17 protein-coding genes are annotated in these 19,704 nt (G+C 30.7%); all 17 read right to left on the bottom strand.

Features of this window, described 5'->3' with window-relative positions; genetic code table 11:
• Nucleotides 1–8: 8 nt before the first annotated feature.
• The 17 genes from EV196_RS15710 to EV196_RS15630 all read right to left on the bottom strand — a co-directional run bounded on the left by EV196_RS15710 (nt 9) and on the right by EV196_RS15630 (nt 19,701).
• The gene (locus tag EV196_RS15710; RefSeq protein ID WP_132218731.1) at nt 9–1,553 is read right to left on the bottom strand and encodes a glycosyltransferase family 2 protein; all 1,545 of its coding nucleotides are present in this window, start codon (nt 1,551–1,553) and stop codon (nt 9–11) included.
• Entirely contained in the window at nt 1,550–2,695 is a 1,146-nt protein-coding gene (locus EV196_RS15705; protein ID WP_132218730.1) for a glycosyltransferase family 4 protein, read from the bottom strand. The genes EV196_RS15710 and EV196_RS15705 overlap by 4 nt, the downstream gene beginning before the upstream one ends.
• The gene (locus tag EV196_RS15700; protein ID WP_132218729.1) at nt 2,692–4,086 is read right to left on the bottom strand and encodes a glycosyltransferase family protein; all 1,395 of its coding nucleotides are present in this window, start codon (nt 4,084–4,086) and stop codon (nt 2,692–2,694) included. Before EV196_RS15700 ends, EV196_RS15705 begins: the two co-directional genes overlap by 4 nt.
• Before the next feature lie 12 nt (nt 4,087–4,098).
• Complete coding sequence (locus EV196_RS15695; protein ID WP_132218728.1) at nt 4,099–4,974, bottom strand: N-acetylneuraminate synthase family protein; 876 nt, start codon at nt 4,972–4,974, stop codon at nt 4,099–4,101.
• Between the two features lie 666 nt (nt 4,975–5,640).
• Nucleotides 5,641–5,967, bottom strand: coding sequence for a GIY-YIG nuclease family protein (locus EV196_RS15690; RefSeq protein WP_132218727.1), 327 nt, complete (start codon nt 5,965–5,967; stop codon nt 5,641–5,643).
• Nucleotides 5,968–6,823: 856 nt separating this feature from the next.
• On the bottom strand, nt 6,824–7,978 hold the full coding sequence (locus EV196_RS15685; protein ID WP_132218726.1) for an acylneuraminate cytidylyltransferase: 1,155 nt from the start codon (nt 7,976–7,978) through the stop codon (nt 6,824–6,826).
• A 113-nt stretch (nt 7,979–8,091) separates the two neighbouring features.
• Nucleotides 8,092–9,249, bottom strand: coding sequence for a hypothetical protein (locus EV196_RS15680; protein ID WP_132218725.1), 1,158 nt, complete (start codon nt 9,247–9,249; stop codon nt 8,092–8,094).
• Nucleotides 9,246–10,397, bottom strand: a complete 1,152-nt coding sequence (locus tag EV196_RS15675; RefSeq protein ID WP_132218724.1) for a glycosyltransferase — start codon at nt 10,395–10,397, stop codon at nt 9,246–9,248. The genes EV196_RS15680 and EV196_RS15675 overlap by 4 nt, the downstream gene beginning before the upstream one ends.
• On the bottom strand, nt 10,394–11,458 hold the full coding sequence (locus EV196_RS15670; protein ID WP_165876179.1) for a glycosyltransferase family 2 protein: 1,065 nt from the start codon (nt 11,456–11,458) through the stop codon (nt 10,394–10,396). The genes EV196_RS15675 and EV196_RS15670 overlap by 4 nt, the downstream gene beginning before the upstream one ends.
• Nucleotides 11,451–12,482 carry a glycosyltransferase family A protein gene (locus EV196_RS15665; protein ID WP_132218722.1) on the bottom strand — a complete coding sequence of 344 codons (1,032 nt, stop codon included), beginning with the start codon at nt 12,480–12,482 and terminating at the stop codon, nt 11,451–11,453. The genes EV196_RS15670 and EV196_RS15665 overlap by 8 nt, the downstream gene beginning before the upstream one ends.
• The gene (locus EV196_RS15660) at nt 12,472–13,290 is read right to left on the bottom strand and encodes a polysaccharide pyruvyl transferase family protein (protein ID WP_132218721.1); all 819 of its coding nucleotides are present in this window, start codon (nt 13,288–13,290) and stop codon (nt 12,472–12,474) included. Before EV196_RS15660 ends, EV196_RS15665 begins: the two co-directional genes overlap by 11 nt.
• 26 nt (nt 13,291–13,316) lie before the next feature.
• Nucleotides 13,317–14,264: a glycosyltransferase family 2 protein gene (locus EV196_RS15655; RefSeq protein ID WP_132218720.1), complete on the bottom strand. Its 948-nt coding sequence runs from the start codon at nt 14,262–14,264 to the stop codon at nt 13,317–13,319.
• On the bottom strand, nt 14,261–15,205 hold the full coding sequence (locus tag EV196_RS15650) for a glycosyltransferase family 2 protein (RefSeq protein WP_132218719.1): 945 nt from the start codon (nt 15,203–15,205) through the stop codon (nt 14,261–14,263). The genes EV196_RS15655 and EV196_RS15650 overlap by 4 nt, the downstream gene beginning before the upstream one ends.
• Before the next feature lie 73 nt (nt 15,206–15,278).
• Nucleotides 15,279–16,496, bottom strand: coding sequence for a glycosyltransferase family 4 protein (locus EV196_RS15645; protein ID WP_132218718.1), 1,218 nt, complete (start codon nt 16,494–16,496; stop codon nt 15,279–15,281).
• Complete coding sequence (locus EV196_RS15640) at nt 16,493–17,482, bottom strand: glycosyltransferase (protein WP_132218717.1); 990 nt, start codon at nt 17,480–17,482, stop codon at nt 16,493–16,495. Before EV196_RS15640 ends, EV196_RS15645 begins: the two co-directional genes overlap by 4 nt.
• Nucleotides 17,483–17,494: 12 nt before the next feature.
• Nucleotides 17,495–18,487, bottom strand: coding sequence for a hypothetical protein (locus tag EV196_RS15635; RefSeq protein ID WP_132218716.1), 993 nt, complete (start codon nt 18,485–18,487; stop codon nt 17,495–17,497).
• A 74-nt stretch (nt 18,488–18,561) separates the two neighbouring features.
• Nucleotides 18,562–19,701, bottom strand: coding sequence for a glycosyltransferase family 4 protein (locus tag EV196_RS15630; RefSeq protein ID WP_132218715.1), 1,140 nt, complete (start codon nt 19,699–19,701; stop codon nt 18,562–18,564).
• Nucleotides 19,702–19,704 lie beyond the last annotated feature (3 nt).

Genomic DNA, 19,704 nt, shown 5'->3' with positions numbered 1-19,704 from the left:
ATTTATTTTCATCTAATCTTTAACTGATTACACCAAAACACACTTCGTTCCCATTGAGTCTGCATGGTTTTTAAATATTTAAAAGGATTTTTAATACTTTGTTTTCCATAAAATTTAACAAACAAATTATACTTATAACCTCTTAGCTGAAAATCATTATAATGCTTTTTTGCAAACAACATGATAGTAGGCGATGGTTTTGGTTGAACATCATCTTCTTCCCAAAGTTGTTTTACTTTGGTTCTAAAACCACCTATGGATGCTTTTAAGTGTGTTATTTTAATATCTGGAAAAAAAATAACATCGTTTCCAGTTTTTCTTAACTGCATACCAAAATCGGAATCTTCTCCATAACCATATTCAAAAGCAGTATCAAATTTTACTTTTTCTAACAAGGATGAGTTTAGAAAACTAGTGCCAGAACCAAAAATTTCCGTCTGCGAAATTATAAAATAGGCTTGCTTCTCCTGTCGTTGCAAACATAAATAATTAAAAGACTTAACTCTGTATTTTTGTATAAAAGTAAAAGTCTTCTCTATTAAGTTTCTCTCAAACCGAATGTCGTCATCAGCAAAGAAAACCCAATCGGTTTCAACTAAACTCAAAGCCAAGTTACGCGCATTACAAGCGCCTGTTTGATGAATAAAATGATGCTTAATGGTAAACGGCCACGATTGATTGGTTAAATAATCTAATTCTGAAACTGAGTTTTCTATAGGGTTTTGCTCCACTATAATTACGTTTTTAGGAAGGATTGTTTGGTTTGATAAGTCCTTTAATACATCATACAAACAAGCTTTTCTTCCTAAAGTTGGTATAATAACATCAACATCTTCGTTTATGTTTTCGTCAATGGTTGATTTTACTCGGATATTGCTAAAATCAATTTGAGCATGTAACCTTTTAAAAAACAAACTTTTAAAGAATGGTAACAATTGAAGTTTATGCTCAAAAAACAAAAAACAGAACAATAAGTTGAATACCCAAACAATTTTATAATGTTGCTTTACAAATTTGAACAATTGAAACGTTGAAACTTTTATTTCACGAACCTTTAACTCATTTTTATTTATAAACAAATTCGGATTGGAATAACAAAAAAGTCCTTTAGGCATCGCTTGTTTCGCTAATGAACATAAAAGAGCATCGAAACTCTTCTCTTTAGGATGTTTACTTTTTATGTTTTGAAGCGTTTCAGCATAAATGCCACCTATGTCACTACTCATCAACCATGTTGGATAAGTAACAGAATGAGACACGTTCGTATAAGGTTTCTGCTCTATATACCCTATTTGCGGTGGAATAACATAGTGATTTGAAACCGAATAAGAAGCCATGATTAGCTTATGGTGAAAAATATTATTTAGTTCATCTATGTTTATATGGTTTTTATAATCTTGGTGTACCCAAATTAATAAGTCGTCAGGATTATTTTTTGCCAATTCAAATAATATGCTGCTTACTGATTTTTGAATATCAAAATCAATAGCATCACCACTTGTTGCGTAATTGATCGCCACTGGCTTATTATTTTTATGAACTAGTATAATCATTTTAATATGGACTTGTAATAAGCTATATTTTGGTCTGCTAAAATTTCAATATTAAACGTAGTTTCAACCTTTTTTCTTGCTGTTTTACCAATTTTAGCACATAGGTTTTCATCATTCATTAAAGTTAAAATATGTTTTGCATATAAATCAATATTTGAAGGATGCACTAAAAAGCCATTTTCGCCATCATCTATTAATTCTTGTGCCCACCCAATATTTGTATTTACTACTGGTTTTTGTAACGCCATAGATTCTATGGCTACCATCCCTAACGTTTCAGCAAAACTAGGAAAAACGCAAACATGAGCATTTTTAATGTGATTCTTCACTTCGGAATAAGGTACTTTTCCTAAATAGTTAACCTTCTTTTTTGCTTCATTTGAAAACAAATTTTCTACCAATTTATAAGTTGAAGAAGCCCCCGTTTTAATATCTGGAGCATCGTTTCCTATTAAAATTAACTGCGCTTCTTGATTTGATTCTATTACTTTATTAAATATTTCGGCCAATTCAAAAACACCTTTTTTTCTTATGATGGTTCCTATATAAAGTATCGTGTTTCGGTTATAAATTAAAGGCGTTTCATTTTCAAAATCCTTTAATTGTAACCCGTAATGAATGGTTTTTATTTTCTTTTTATTTAAGCTGAAAATCTTTTGCGTTTCTTTACCTGCAAAGGTTGTTGGTGCGATGTAAGCAGCTGCTTTAATTAAAGCCTTTTTTTCAAAAACAAAATTTTTAAACTTCTGTTTTCGTTTTTCCAATTTACAAAAATAGGCATCACTTCCATGAAACCGAATTACCAAAGGCACTTTAAACGTTGTAAAAGCTGTAATGCCTGTCCAATCGGGTGCTTCTAAAACATCTATCTTCTTATCTTCAACGACTTTGTTTACATATAGTTGAATCAGTTTTCTATAAAAATACCACGTGAAATATTTAAAAGATTCTTTTTTTATAAGATGAATTTCAACACCTTCATCTGAAATAATAGTATTCTCATTTTGCTGATATACAAATACCGTAACACCAACGCCTTTGTTTACTAATGCAACTGCTAGGTTTTTAATACTCGTACCAATTCCTGCAGCATGAGTTATTTGGGGATGAGGATATTCGGATGTGATAAAACCTACCTTCATTCCAGTATAGTTTTCACAGCCTTCCAAATATTCTCAGAGGCCTTTGTTGGTGTTTTTCCTGCCACAATTTCAAACCATTTTTTACCTTCAGAAACATTAGATAATTTTCCATCTAAAATTTGTTGTACCAATCCTTCTAAATCGTTTTTATTTGTGCAAAATACAGCCGCTTGATCACTTGGCATGCTTCTAAAATGAACGTATTTGTAATTCTGACCAATATCACGAATGCCTTTTTTTAATTGAGGTTGTTCATAATTGTAATAAATACAAGGTTTATTATGAGCTACAAAATCGAATACCGTAGATGAACAAACGTTAGTAACAAATTCACTATGTTCACACACATTGTATAGCAATTTTAAATCTTCTTTGGCAGGCAAGACTTCATTCCACATAGTACCAACTTGTTTCCAAATGGGATCTATCACTTCAATAACATCTTTATTAGCCTCAATAACAGCGTCGTACCTTTTGGTGAAATCGACCGGACACTTCCTATAAATAATACCTAAGTTATAGCCTTTATTATTTAAACTTCTAACGGCATTTGCTAAATCTTCTAAATAATACTGATCTAATGGCGATGTGGTTTCATCATCACCTGAATAACAAATGTATTTTTTGTTTACATCCAAGCTATACTGTTTAAAAAAATTAACTCTTGATTCCAATAAACTGGTATCAAAATGTGTTTCAAATTGAGGTGTTCCTGTTACAAATATTTGTTCTTCTTTAACAAAAGGATAGTATTGTAATACCTCAGCTTTCATAAGGTCGCTCCAAACAAAATAATAATCGGTTTCTACCACTTGCATCGCTTTAGGCACGTTATCCCAAGAATATACAAACGTTGCCGTTGGAATACCCAAATCTTTAGCTGCCAATAAAGCACTTATGGATTGAGATGCACGTTGTGTGGTACAAAACACCAAATCTGGTTTATGAACTTCTAGTTGTGCCTTACAGTAAGCATATTTTGAAGTAGAACGTTCTAACGTATTTATTTTTTTTCGAATGCGTTCAATGCCTCTTTCAGAATTATTTAAACCAATCAGTGATTTAATATAAAGCGTTTTTAGTGTATTTTTAAACCCTCTGTAGTTGAATGGAAATTTATAGGTTGGATACACCTGATCATCAAATTTTCTTTTTGAGACATTCAATTCAATGTGTTTTCTAGCTCTTAAATATAATGGCGTTAATGGATGCGTTTGATGATTCTCAATCTTAACTTCATTAAAGCCTAAATTATCTTTTAGCGAAAAAACGGTGTTGTTCCAATAATGAATATCAAAGCCCTTGTTTTCGCCTATATCCTTAAAATCGGTAAATACAAAGTTTCTTAAACCTACGCCATCGGGAAAAAAAACGAATATTTTTTTCTTCATTTTAATTATTAACTAACCTTTTTGGTTTTTCAATTTATTACGTTGAACTTGTTCTATGGGCAAAATATCTTGAGATTTGTAGCTAAGCGCTTTATAAACGGCATTCAAATCTCTTGACAATTTACGCAGCCCCATAGGCTCTAATGAAGCAGCGTGGTCGGTGCCTTTCCATGTTCTATCGATAGTGTAATGTCTTTCAATTATGTTTGCACCCAATGTATATGCAGCTACATCTACAGCAATGCCTAAATGATGCCCAGAAAAACCAATATGTTTTACGTCGTTTTTATATTTTTCAATAAGTAAATTAATATCTAAAAGACACACATCTTCAAACGGAACGGGATACCCTGATGTACAATTGTAAAGCACCAAGTCTTTATTTCTATTGTGTTTTTTGAAAAACTGAACCAAGTCTTCAATTTCATTTTTAGTGGTCATACCTGTTGAAATATGAAGTTCCCCTTGATAATGTTTACACAACCAATCCAACATGTTCATGTTATTGTTACATGCTGATGGTATTTTAATAAAATCTGGGTTCAAAGAAGTTATTTCTTTAGCCGATGTAAGATCCCAAACAGATGTTGAATACGTAATGCCTATTTCCTCACAATACAACTTCAATTCTTGATGTTGCTTCACATCAAACTCTAAATATTCCCGATGTTCCCCATAAGTTTCCCCATAGGAATTGGCAGGATTGGGGTGTGGTTGGTTGTATTGTTCCTCAGTTAGTAATTCTTTATTATTTCGTTTTTGAAACTTTACCGCATCGGCATTGCAAAATATTTTTGCCACTTTAATGAGTTCTTTGGCTATTTCCATGTCGCCTTTATGGTTACAACCAATTTCGGCTATGATGTAGGGTTTTTTATATAAATTCATTTTCTTCATTATTTAACAAAATAAAGAAAAAACAATTACACTGAATAATCTAAATTTTAGTTGATAGTTTTATTATTTTTTCTACAAAACAAATTAACGCTTTACCTAGCAGAACGCAACAAAAATATACAATATTAACCATATTGTCAGACTGAGCCTGTCGAAGTCCTGTCGAAGTCCTTATATCCTATACTCTTTTACACTTCAACAAGCAAAGCGTAACAAACGTATATCAATACTAACCGTATTGTCAGACTGAGCCTGTCGAAGTCCTATCGAAATCCTTATATCCTATACTCATTTACACTTCAACAAGCAAAGCGTAACAAACGTATATCAATACTAACCGTATTGTCAGACTGAGCCTGTCGAAGTCCTGTCGAAGTCCATATATCCTATACTCATTTACACTTCAACAAGCAAAGCGTAACAAATGTATATCAATACTAACCGTATTGTCAGACTGAGCCTGTCGAAGTCCTATCGAAATCCTTATATCCTATACTCATTTACACTTCAACAAGCAAAGCGTAAAAAACGTATATCAATACTAACCTTAGTGTCAGACTGAGCCTGTCGAAATCCTATCGAAATCCTTATATCCTATACTCATTTACACTTCAACAAGCAAAGCGTAACAAACGTATATCAATACTAACCTTAGTGTCAGACTGAGCCTGTCGAAGTCCCATCACCCTTTCCAAATTGAGTATAATTTTTTGAGTATGTTACCAATTTATCCCAATCCTGATCAATTAAAGCTTGCTTTTTTCTTCTACTCCACCCTTTTATTTTCTTTTCACATGCAATAGCTTGGTTTGGATCGGTAAACATTTCAAACCAAACCAACGTCACTGGCCTTCGTTTATACGTGTAAGCATCAATATCTAAACCTTGATTATGTTCTATTAAGCGTCTTGATACATTGTTCGTAATTCCTGTGTAAAATGAATCATCTTTACATTTTACGATATAAACAAAATAGGTTTTCATAATAATTATCCTGATTTATTAGCGCTTCGACAAGCTCAGCGTGACAAGCGTATATCAATATCAACTATATTGTCAGACTGAGCCTGTCGAAGTCCATATATCCTATACTAATTTACACTTCAATAAGCAAAGCGTATCAAACGTACATCAATACTAACCTTAGTGTCAGACTGAGCCTGTCGAAGTCCTATCGAAGTCCGTATATCCTATATCAATTTACACTTCAATAAGCAAAGCGTATCAAACGTACATCACTACCAACTACATTATCAGACTGAGCCTGTCGAAGTCCTATCGAAGTCCGTATATCCTATACTAATTTACACTTCAACAAGCAAAGCGTATCAAACGTACATCACTACCAACTACATTGTCAGACTGAGCCTGTCGAAGTCCTATCGAAATCCTTATATCCTATACTAATTTACACTTCAATAAGCAAAGCGTAACAAACGTACATCACTACCAACTACATTATCAGACTGAGCCTGTCGAAGTCCTGTCGAAGTCCATATATCCTATACTCTTTTACACTTCAACAAGCAAAGCGTAACAAACGTATATCACTACCAACTACATTGTCAGACTGAGCTTGTCGAAGTCCTCATGTTCACTACACACATGCGCTTCGACAAGCTCAGCGTGACAAATGTACATCAATACTAACCTTAGTGTCAGACTGAGCCTGTCGAAGTCCTGTCGAAGTCCTTATATCCAATACTCATTTACACTTCAACAAGCAAAGCGTATCAAACGTACATCACTACCAACTGCATTGTCAGACTGAGCCTGTCGAAGTCCTCATGTTCACTACACACATGCGCTTCGACAAGCTCAGCGTGACAAGCGTATTATATTAAAAACGTTTATTATAATTAAAAATGAACTGACATGCTTCTCGAATAGCACCTGCACCAGAATTTTTAGAAAGCACTATGTCTGCATGCTGTTTCACAACATCCGTAGCATTATTGGGGGTTAAAGACCAACCCACACTGCAAATATTGGTTAAATCGTTTACATCATCACCTAAATAAGCGACGTTGTTTAGTGATACGTTTTGTTCTTTTAAAACATGTTGCAATAAGCTGTATTTATCTTTAACGCCTAAAAACACATGATTAATTTTTAGCTTTTGCATTCGTTTGGCAACCAATTCAGACTGTTCCGATGTCATAATCATAACCTCAATATTAAATTGACGTAAAATTTCAAGGCCCATGCCATCGCGCATATCAAAACCTTTGGTATGTTCGCCATCTTTGGTATAAGTAATAGTGCCATCGGTAAAAACACCATCCACATCTAAAACAATGTGCGTGATCTTTTGTGATTCTTTTGCTCGTTTTTGGCGTTCGATGAGTAAGGTTTCAACGGCTAGCCAATCTGTTTCAGAATCTATTTCCAATAAGGTATCTTCTGGCATTTTAACCACGGCTACTTTATCGCCTATTCTATTTTTATGCTTCTGTAAGGCTTCTTTTGTTGTGGTATAAACAGATCCATTTTCAACCAACAAGCCTTCAAAATCTTGTCTACGTGGTCTTTTATGTGGATTGTAATTAATCGCTGTTCCATTTTCATTCCATAAAAAACGATGGGTATTTACAACGGTTAAAGCAGAGTCAAACCCATTTTTAAGTTTATCTAAACAGGTATTAATATCGTTTCTTTTAGTGAATGGCGATGTGGCTTGAAGTAAACAAAATACGTCAAAATTATAATTTATTTTTTCAGCGAATTCTAACATGGCAAACTCGGTAGAAGCGGTGTCGGTCGCACTTTCATCACTTCGCAAAATAGCTTCTACTTTAGTAGTCCAATGGTATTCTTTATTTATAAAATCGATAATATCAGTATCATCAGTATAAACATAAACCATGTCTAATTCAGAAAAAATAGCTTCACCTAAAACCCATGTAAATAGGGGTCTGCCAACCATTTTACGTTTGTTTTTATTTGCAATTCCTTTGGATTTTTTTCTAAGAGGTATAAAGCCGATTTTTTTCATGGAAATGGTTTAAGACTGATATCAATAATTAATCGCTAAAATACAGTTTTTGAAAAAGAATTTACAAAAAACTTAGATTTCTCTTTCATTAATACAGTCACTCAGATTTATTCTTATCTAAACCATTTCTTCAAATTATAAATTCTTTTACAAAAAAACGGAAGGACATTTAACAAATATTGCTTTAATTTAATTTGATTTGCTGCTTTCAGTTTTAAATATAATTCTAAATTTATTTGATTTTTATTTTTTTCAAAAATCAGTTTACTTATAAATTGGTCTTTATGGATTTTGTACACTTCAAAATCAAAAACAGCACCATACTCATTTAATTTACCCAACAATTCCAAGGAAACTTGAGTTCTTAAACATTTCTCACATTTAGAGCAATTTATTTTTTTTGAATTCTGAGCGGCAGTACAAACATCTAAAAATTCATATGATGGTTTATAGTTACTAACCAATGCTGTTCTTTCAAACCTTGTAAATTGTGAAACCGAAGAATAGAAATTAACTGACTCTGTTTCTAACAGTCTAATTAAAACAATGTCCCAATCACTGGTATCATTATCGCTTAATTTGTAATAATCTAGGCGAAAAGCAGATGAATAATAATAAACACTAATTATTTTCTGCAATGTTAATACACATGACAAATGATATAAACTATGCAATTTTTGAAAATTTATACCCACAACATCTACAACATTCGATTCTATAGAAATCAATGGAATATTATTTAAAGCTGCATAAGCTTTTGCTTTTGCAATACCTTTTTCATATATTTTATTGGCAATAGCTCCTCCAAAAACTCCATGAGATCCTGCATTGAAATAAGTGAAATATTTTATTTGATATGCATCTTCGAATTCTTCATGTGTCGCTATAGTAGCAAAAGAATCTATTCCACAAGAAATACCAGTAGCTGCAATCTTTCGAATGTTAAACACTTTTTCACTTAACGATTCTGGATAGATAGTAATAAGATGATAGGTTGGATTTGAAATATGTATCGCTCTTATTAAATAAGAACTTATTGTATAATATAGTTTTGAAGATATGGCACCCTTAATGTGAATATCTTCATTGTTTTTCATAGCCAAAACTAAAAGTCCTACTAAAGCAGCATCAGATTGTTCTAACACTAACAACTCTTTATACTCCAATGGGAATTTATACCACAAAACATCCTGTCTTCCTTGTGTTTCAAAAACAGTTTCAAGGACGCATTTATTTACATTAACAATTATTTTGGGTGGGTATATAATCATATTTCTATTCCATCATAAGCATTAAGTACTTGTTTTTGAATATATGAATATTCAAGTTTAGGTTTTATTTTATATTGATTTATTTTAAATGCACTTTCAAGTAATTCTGGATTTTTTAAAACACCTTCAATAAGTTCTGCTATGTGAACATGATTGTCACAATCATTAATAAGTAACCCGTTTTTGCGCGATTCAATAAAGTCTTCGGTAGCACCTCCTGGATTGGATTGAATAGGAAAAGCCCCCATAACTAACGCTTCCAACAAGGTGTTCGGCATACCGTCTGACACACTATTACCAACGTAAATTAAAGACTTTCCCATTAGTTTAAGAATTTCTTCATGAGGTAAAAATTCTTTCTTTGGTTTTACTTCAATTTCTAATTTAGAAAATATTTCATTTCTTTTTATATATTTCCGAACTTCTTCATCTGCTCCAAAAACAACAACATTAATATTACTTAACTGATCAGTCAATAAAGATAATGCTTTTAAAATAGCTATTGCTCTTCCTAATTTTCCTTGATATCCTTTTACCAAAATAATTTTTCTTCCATTCAATGGTTTTATATAATCAACTTCAAGTTCTCTGTATTTAAAACCTCCACCACCAGGAAAAACCCCTAAAAAAGTTCCTTTAAACCCATATTCAACCGAAATATTATAATCTCTTCTACAATCAGTAAACAAATAATCTATTCGAGAAAGAACCGATTTTAAATCATTTTTATAATTGGGCTTATTTTTCTTATTAAACAAATCGCTTCCCCATGACGAATAAATCCACTTGATGCCTCTGTGCTTTTTCATGATTTCTAAAATAGGTAAACATGAGATTTGCAAAACAAAACTATGTACCACATCTGGTTTTACTTCAAGCAATACGTTTTCAAAAACTTTCTCCGTATTGTATTCAAACAAAAAACTTAGTTTTTTGTATAAAAAGGGCAATCTTTTTTTAAAAAAATAGCGACCTTTGAAATTGGGGTACTTTTGTTTCCAGCCAGTAATTTGCTTTACCCACGGTAGATGTTTTGATTTACCACCATCCAAAATATCGAACCAAAACACGTCGTGACCAGATTTTTCTAGTTGCTGTGTCCATCGTACAAAATGGATAGAATTCATGGAAACCATTAATATTCTCATAATTTTATGATTAAATGAATGGTTTGTTTATTAGAATTGTATTGATATTGATAAGCGCAATCTCTTAAATTATTGATGATGCACTCCAATAGCAATTTATTTATAGCAAACATCTCTAAAAACGATATGGTCTTTTTTTGGAGAAGCTTTTTGGTGGTTTGCTTTATAGACTTATAATCAGCATCAAGTGTAATAGAAACTTTAATCACCTTGTCTTTTTCTGCTAATAACACATTACTAATAAACGATTTTACTTCAGCTTCTTTGTTAGTTAAACTAAAATTGAAATCTGCATTCTCAAGGGTAACATAGTCTGATTCATTATAAATTCCCCAATCAAAATTTAAATTAGCCTTGGTTTTATTTGTCTGCCTTGTAAATTCTAAATATTGATGATTTATTTGTTCTAATTTAGGGTGAAAAGGCATGATATCGCTTGCTATCCTATAGTGTTTAGGATGCCATTGATGAAGCATTAACACTTTTTCGGTATAAAAATTGACTTTATAACCAGCGTTTTTTAATCTGACATGCACATCGGTATCTTCGCCACCCCAACCATTGTAAAATTCATCATAACCATGAATTGATTTTAAAGCCTCCGTTTTGAAGAATGTCATGCCAGTAGCATCTTCATACGATTTAAAATTTATTGAATAATCATGAAAAGAAACATCCTTTTTTGATTCCGTTCCATTTAAAAATCCGACTTGAAAATAAATAGCTTCTTGTTTTTGCTTTAATTGCTGCAATGTTTCAATAAAATTTGGATGGTAAATCATATCCATATCACCCACAAAAAAATAGGGTGTTTTACAATTTTTTAAAACAATATTTATAGCTCTCGATTTACACCAAAGTTGTTGTTCCGTTTTACATTTAATTAGCTTAACAAATGTATAAGCTAGTACCAATTCATCAATCGCTGCCTTACTACCATAGTCAACCAAAACGACTTCAAATTCTTTATTCGTTTGGTTTTTTAAAGATTCTAAACACTTAGTTACAATGCTTCTCTCTCTATCTCGATATGTAAGTACAATAGTTATCAAATTATTCAACGAAATGTTTTATTTGTTCATTATTAAGTCCTTTAGTTTTTAAAATGAACTTTTTAAAAGGTATAAAATAAAATATCTTTTTAAAAATTTTTTCAGATAACCAATAGTTAAAAGGTTGACTTTTGAGTTTTTTTAAAGACTGAAAATTATTGAAAACCTTGGGTTCTTCCTCTAAATTTTCAAAAGCATCTATTGCCCAATTTTCCAAAGTGTTCCCTAAATGATATGCAAAATTATCATACGTTGCTAGTCTAAATCCATCTACTTTTAAAACAGGTAGATCAGTATATAGGTGTTCACTATCACCACCCAACTTATATACAGAATCATCTTTGGGCAACTTTTTAAATACTTCGATTTTGTAAGTAGCTACAAAATGCGAACTTCCTAAAACTGCTATAGTTCCATTTTTAGCCTTAATGGCGCCTATAGTATCTTTCCATTTAGTATCTAGCCACGGCCAACCAATACTATTGGCAAACTTAGTTAACGCAACTTCATTTTTAACAGGCAAAAAGTAAAGTTTTTTTGAAAATAAATAACGAAGCCAGATATTACTCGTTAATCGAAAATGAGTTCTAAACACAGGTACAGGACACACGACTCCTGCATTGGGGAAACTTTCAAAAACTTTTAAAACCTCTTGTTCCCAATTGTTTATAAAAATCACATCGGCATCGGTTATAGTTACTAAACGTTCTTGTGTATTACGTAATGCTTTTAATATACTATTTATTTTTCCTATGTTTTCAGTCTCAAAAATAAGCTCATCTATATAGTTTTGTTCCTTTAGGTTAAGCAGCTGTTTATTAACCTTATCACAACAAGCATCACTAATTATAGAAATTTTTAAAGGGGATTGCGCTGTTTTTAAAACTGATTTCAAACACATTTCAAATATTTGAAAAGCGTCTTTGTAATAATCATTTTGATGAGGAATATGTAAAGGGATAATGACCCTATGAGAACACTGGGTTAGATTTAATAGATTCTCTTTAGATATGTTTTCTCCCTTACGCATCATTAAATGGACAACTATTTATTAATGCCTTTTTTCTAGAGTTTAAAATAGATTCTTTTGGTAACAAGAACAATTTATTTACCTCAAAAAGCCTATTTAAGTTTTGAAAGGAAGTGTTTGTTAAATCTATCAAAGATTCTGCATTAAAATCGATATCCATGGATTTGTAATAATCGTAAAACTTAATATTATCACCTGATAATTTATCTGAGAATTTAATCCAAATAGCAGGAATTCCATATGCATGTGGTAATATCAAGCCATGAAGTGAGGATGATATGATTTTTTCACATTCTAATATTTCATCAGTAGTTTTCTCAATATCAGTCGTTAATAGATTAATAATTTTAATATTTTTTTCATTAGAAAAAACTTCAACAACCCTATCATAATCAACATAATGAGGCACAATACCTAACTCATATATTTTTTTTATTTTAGGAGAATAATAATCTGGTAATAGTATTGCTGGATCTCCATAAACTTCAGCGCATTCAAAACCTTTTTCCAATATTTTTGCTCTTGTTTCTGGACCTCTTACGGCTAAAAATTTTGCATTTCGAATATTATCATTCTTCTTAATAATACCACTTCCCCAAACAATGGATTTCTTTGATGCAGAAGAAATAATACTACCTATACAAATATAGTGCTTGAAAAAATATTTATGGAACCCTTTTAATGGATGCTTAATAGATATTACTTTTTTATTTGATATTTTTTCAACTAAATACTTCGACAATAAATCGCCATAGTTTTCTAATCCATTTTTTCTCTTTTCACGCCACCAATATAACCTTATCCCCATCATATTAATTATACTTAATTTTAAACCTTTTATATTTTCAATAATCTTTTAAACAATGTATCGCCTCGACCAATAGACCTAAATAAATTATAAAACACTTCAATTCTTAGAATTTTCATATTTAAAATAATTCCCTTAGTATTTTTTTTTATGAAAGTTAAACATAAATCTGCACTATCATATTCTTTTTGTGCAATAGCTAATCTAAAAACCCATAATACCTTTTTTAATAACGCTAATTCTATTTCATTATCTCCATCAATTAAATCAAAAACCGTTTTTGTTGCTTTTAAATAGGAAACAACTCCTGAACTTACATCTTTTAAAAATTTATTGGTTAAACTTTCATGTCCATCTCTTAGCAGTATTAATACTTTATTTATATGAAAATAGCTTGTAACATCTTTCAACGCTCTTGCGTATAGCTCATGATCTTCAAGCATATCCATATCTTCACGCATTGGTAAATACAATTTTATAAAATCAAATTTCCATAATGGTGCCATCATCATTAATGGAAAGCCACCTTTTACAAAATCTTTAAAAATATCCAAATTATTATCTAGATCTTTTTTTTTATATAAGTCAAAATCCAATTCATTTTCAAAAACCACCCGTTTTAAATCACAAGAAACAAATTGAAAATCGTGAGTATTAATTGCCTCAAATTTAATTTTAAGATGATCTGGATGCATAACATCATCACTATCAAAAAACTGAAGATAATCTCCTTTTGATTTTGTAATTGCATAATTTCGACAAGCACTTGGGCCTTTAGGTTTGGTTTCAGGCCTCTTATATAATTTAAACCTACTGTCTGTTTCAATAAATTTTTCAATTTCAAAATAAGTTCCATCTTGAGAACCATCATCAACTATAATACACTCCCAATCTTCATAGGTTTGTTTTTTAATTGACAACAATGTTTGAACAATTAAATTTTCTCTATTATAACATGGAATAACAATTGAAATCATAGCTTTATTCTATTAATAAAAAATTCTCCTCTTTTAAAAAAAATAAATGAAAACAGGCTCATAATTAAAAAAAATTTCATCTTTAAATTCAATGTTTTTGCAAAAAAAACCACAAAAAATATCTTCAAGGATTTTATGTATTCTTTACGTTTTAATAGTGTTTTATAAATTGAAATAAAATAATTTACAAGGTACTTCTGAATCTCCAATGGTAATTTTTTATAGTATTTTTTGTAGATAATAAATCTTGCTAAATAATAATGCCAGAACTTTTGACTTGGTTTTTTTGTTGTTATTCTTTGGTCATGATATCTAATGTAAACTAAAGGTTTTTCAACAAAACAAAAGATTTTATCATTATAGAAAACATTACAATAAAATTCCCACTCTTGAGAAGCCTTCAAACTTTCATTAAATTTATAGTTTCTTTCAACAAGAAAGCTTTTATTCCATAGTGTGGATGGTGTAAAAACAACAAACTCTTCTTTCAAATAAGCTTCAAAAGGATCTTTTAAACATTCATTTTCAGGTCTAAGACCATAAAAATCAACAAGTTCATATTTGAAATTTAATGTTTGACAAATAGAAAACTTAAAATCAGATTTCAGTAAAGATGCTATTTGAATTGAAAGCTTGTTAATGTCCATGATATCATCATCATCAATCCAATTTACAAATTCACCATTACTTATATCCAAACCATAATTTCTAGCACCATTTCCTCCTTTAGCATAATTAGTAGGTCTTAAATGATATTGAAATCGACTATCTTTCTCTATGTACTTTTCTAAAATTTCTGCTGTATTATCTGTAGAACCATCGTCAACCACAATACATTCCCAATTTAGGTGGGTTTGTGCCAACACACTATCAAGTGTTTCACCTATAAAGCGTGCTCGATTGTAGGTTGGAATTATTATGGAGACTAAAGGTTGTTGCATTAAATGAATTTAAACAGCTAATATACAAGCAAAAAAATTAAATGGTAAATTAAGTGACTTTGAAATCTACGAGTTACTTTTCGTAAAGCATTTGGTATTGTTTAGCCATTATTTTTATATTAAACTTTTTCTGTACTGCATATATTGCATTGGCACTCATTTTTTTATATAACGCCATATCATCATACAATGTTTGAATGGCATTTACAAAGGCTTCTACATTTTTATCCTCTACCAAGTAGCCTGTTTGATCTTGTATTAATGTTTCTGACACACCTCCTGAATTGAACCCTACAATTGGCAAACCCATGGCTTGTGCTTCTAATGACACAACACCAAATGCTTCGCTTCTGCCATCTTTATCTTTTGTTGAAGTCATTAAAAATAAATCATGATTAGATAGAATAATTTTTATTTCACTTTGTGATTTTTTTCCTAAAAAACTCACATATTCATTTAATTCTAAGTCTTTAACTATTTTTTTCAATCTATTTTCATCCTGTCCAGCTCCTACCAATGTTAAATGAACTTTATATTTTTTTGTTATTAAAATTTTCAAAGCTTGAATGGCAAATTCTTGTCCTTTTAAAGGAGTTAACCTAGCAACGGACACTAATTTAAAGAGCTCGTTTGTATTTCTAATTTTACTTTCACTACCAGGGTTAAAAAAACGAGTATCAATACCTATAGGGACTACAGTTATTTGGTCACTATGGAAACCTTTGTCAATTAATTTGTTCTTTAAAAATTGAGAGTTCGTAGTTATTTCATTTACATAGGTTTTATAATCATTAACCATCTCTTTTAGCATCGTTCTTTCTAGTAAATAATGGGCATCATAACCATGAAATGTTACAATAATTTTCGATTTCAAAAACCCAATTTTTTTTAAATATAGTATGGGCTGTAAAGCTGTTGCAAAATGTATATGAAAAACAGGTGTATTTTTAAACTGTTCATAAAACTTTAGGTAATATAAATAATCTAAACTTATTTTTTTTCTTGTTTTGCAATACTTAATAAAATAATAAAGTTTTATTGGGTTGAAGCATATACACGCAAAATCTAAACGCCGTTTAAACCTGTTTTTAGGATTTTTAAAAACTATTACTTTATCTAAGAGATTGTATTTTAATATGAGTTCTTGCTGCGATGAATTATTTAAACTTTTTAATTTATCGGTTATAATTTGTACTTCATAACCAAACTTTATAGCCTCAACAGTAGCCTGTGTAACAAAGGTTTCTGAGACATTAGGAAATGATTGGATTTTTATAACTATAGACTTCATCTATTAGATTTCCATTTTAAAATACTTTCTTTTGACTGCTGATAGACTTCAAAATTAAAATACATTTTCTTTAGTGTTCTAAAAAAATGTTTTGAATCTTCCTTTTTAGAAAAATTTCCAAACATCAAATAAAATAGGTTTTTTTTCCAATGTTTAAGTAAAAGCGTGTTAGCTTCTTTTCTTAAGGTATTTTTAGTTTGTTCTTTATTTGAAATCAAATCTAAATAAGGTTTTAAAATAAAATTGGCATCCGTCATTCCCTTTCTCAATCTAGATATATAACTTAAATTGAGCCGACTGTTCGACATAAAATGTTTAAAATATAGGCGTTCATCAAACCAAATTTTATATCCTAATAAGCGTAAAGCATAACTATGTTCTGTATCGCCGCCACTACTTAACGAAGTTCCTTTTCTACAGGTTAATTGCTGCTTAAAACCTAATGTTTGAAGTGTTTGCCAATGGCTTTTTCTAACAACCATTCCTGCTCCATACAAACACCCTTTTTTATTTGTAATGTCGCCACTTACATTTCCTTGTTTAGATATAGCAAAATATTTGGACAGATTATCAAACCACTCCGGTTTTTCTTTTTCAAATACAGCATCGCACCATCCTCCCAACGCACCAATAGAATCATCAGATTCCATAACATCATAAGCATTTTGAACATAAGTATCACACAACCAATTATCATCATCACAAATTAATAAGTATTCATAATTTGCTTTTTCGTAACCCAATTCTTGTGCGTAAGATTTACCAGGAATTGATTGTACATATGATTGATATGCTATGTGTAAATTTCCATTTTCTTTCCAGAAATCATCAGCAAAATTCTTGGTACCATCTGTAGAAGCATTGTCTACAAAAATAATTTCACAAGGAATATTTAATTTTTGCTTTGCTAAATGGCTTAGTGTTGGTGCTAAACGTTCTTTACCATTATAAGTACATAATACTATAGAAACTCCTTTTTTAAGCATAATTAAATATTTTCACCTCCCTAGTAATATTTTAATCACCTGTTTAAAAGCTTTATAAGCATTTTTAAATCGATTAGCATTTGAGTGTGCATTCGTTATTTTTAATGCTGGTTGTTTTCCATAAACAAAATTCACCTGTTTTAATCTTACATAATTATTAGCTTTTAAGCATGCTTTATACAAATTAAATATAGGAACAATATCTAATCGATTTTCTAAATTAAAATTCTTGTTATACGAAGCTAATAGTGGTTCGTTTTCAATCTTATAATGACTATAATGAAAAAAGCGTAGTGCTGTATTTTCTGTATTAACATAATAGGTATCTGCTAGTTTTAAAATTTGACGCTCATGCAAATTCCAATTAGCAACATTATAACCTAAATGTCTTAAAACATATACCTTATCTAAAAAGGCAGGTCCATAACCCAACCATATCTGATCGTAAAAATAGCCTTTACTCAAATCATGATACCCGTAGGTCTTAACTCTTTTACCCCACCACATTATAAAACTTAAAATTTCAGGTGTATTATTTACAGCTAAAAAGCCTAAATTATAAATACCTGTACGCATTAGGTCTTTATCCTGTGGATGGCCAACCTCTCCCGTAGGACTACATATATGCGGTGTAAGCACCATTTGATGAGTTTCTAAAGCTGAAAATACTTCTTTAAAAGGAGAAAATACTTTGATATCTGGATCTATATAAAGTAACTTTTCATAACCTTGATTAAAAAAATACTTAAACAACTCGGGCTTAACTACAGTACATAATTCTGCTATACCATATTTATATTGCAAACTATCAATTAAATCTTTAAATAAAGTAGGAATCCATAAAACCTCATCTGCACCTAAATCGTTATAATCTATAGTGCTATAAGGTGCGTCTAGTATGGCTATTGTAAACCTTTTGTTGTGATGATGCTTTTTAAAAGACACCGCTAAAGTTTTGGCATGTGCCAAATAGTTATTTGCACAAATGGTGAATGCACCAATCATATGTTTTATTTTTTTATTATTCTTCGAAAATTCTAAGTATTACTTTAAATAAACCTATGGCTAAAATTATGATGTTAAATACTTTTAATTATGTCATATAATTGTGGACAAATTTCTTCTGGTGTAAATTTAGTGAAAGCAACTTTATTATATGTTCCATGTCTTTCTAATATTTCTCTATTGTTATAATAAGTAAGTACACTTTCAGCCATAGCTACAACATCTAAATACGGAACAATAAACCCACCACCATCTTTTAAAATCTCATTAGTTCCTACAGCTTGATCAAAACTAATTATTGGCTTCCCTAATAAACCAACCTCAATACACACCAAAGGAAATGGATCCTCTCTTGAAGGCATTAAAAACACATCAAAATCATTAAAATAGTCTTCCGTATTTTCAACTTCTCCAACAAAAGTAACACGATCTGAAAGCCCCATTTTGTTAAGATCTTCATCAATAATATTAGCAACCTGCTTTGATAAACGTCCCACCCATTTAAAAACAATAACTGCTGATGGCTGTTGTGCTTTTATATAACGAGCAACCAACACAAACAAATCATAACCTTTACGCCAATCAACTGTACCCGATGCACCAACAATAAAACTATGTGTCTCTTTTTTCTTCTCAATTTTAGAAACAGAACAATCTTTAAAAGCACACTCATACACAACTTTGATTTGCGATTCGTCAATTTTCCAATTTTTCAACAAATTTGCTTTTACCAATTTTGCTGGTACAATAACCATTTCTATATCTGGCAAAAAACAATTTAAGTTTGGTAACATATTTTTAATCATTACCTCTAACTCATGTATATGACCTATAATTTTACTTTTAGGACTGCCATATTTTATATCTATTGACATAGGAATTGATATAATAGTATTAGCATATATAATATCATACCCTATACTTGAAACATTAGATATAAAGACTTCCTTTTTGTTTAAAGGAGTATAAACTCCTAGTTTCTTTAAAATACGTTTAGCAAATGGCATGCCTTCTTTTTTAATTGACAAAGCATAATTATAATATGTGTTACAATTGGCTTGGAAATCAGCTTCTAGACTTCCTCCCTTTAAGGCTAAAACATCCACAAGCACCTCTGGTTTATTATCCTGTAACCATTTTATAAAAAGGAGCATGACCATAGGAGCTCCTGTTCTTGATGTTTCGTGTGTAATGAAGAGGAATCTTTTTTTCAAATT

This window comes from Mariniflexile fucanivorans (genome assembly GCF_004341235.1).
GTDB classification, from domain to species: Bacteria; Bacteroidota; Bacteroidia; order Flavobacteriales; family Flavobacteriaceae; genus Mariniflexile; species Mariniflexile fucanivorans.
This window is presented reverse-complemented; position numbering and strand designations above follow the sequence as displayed.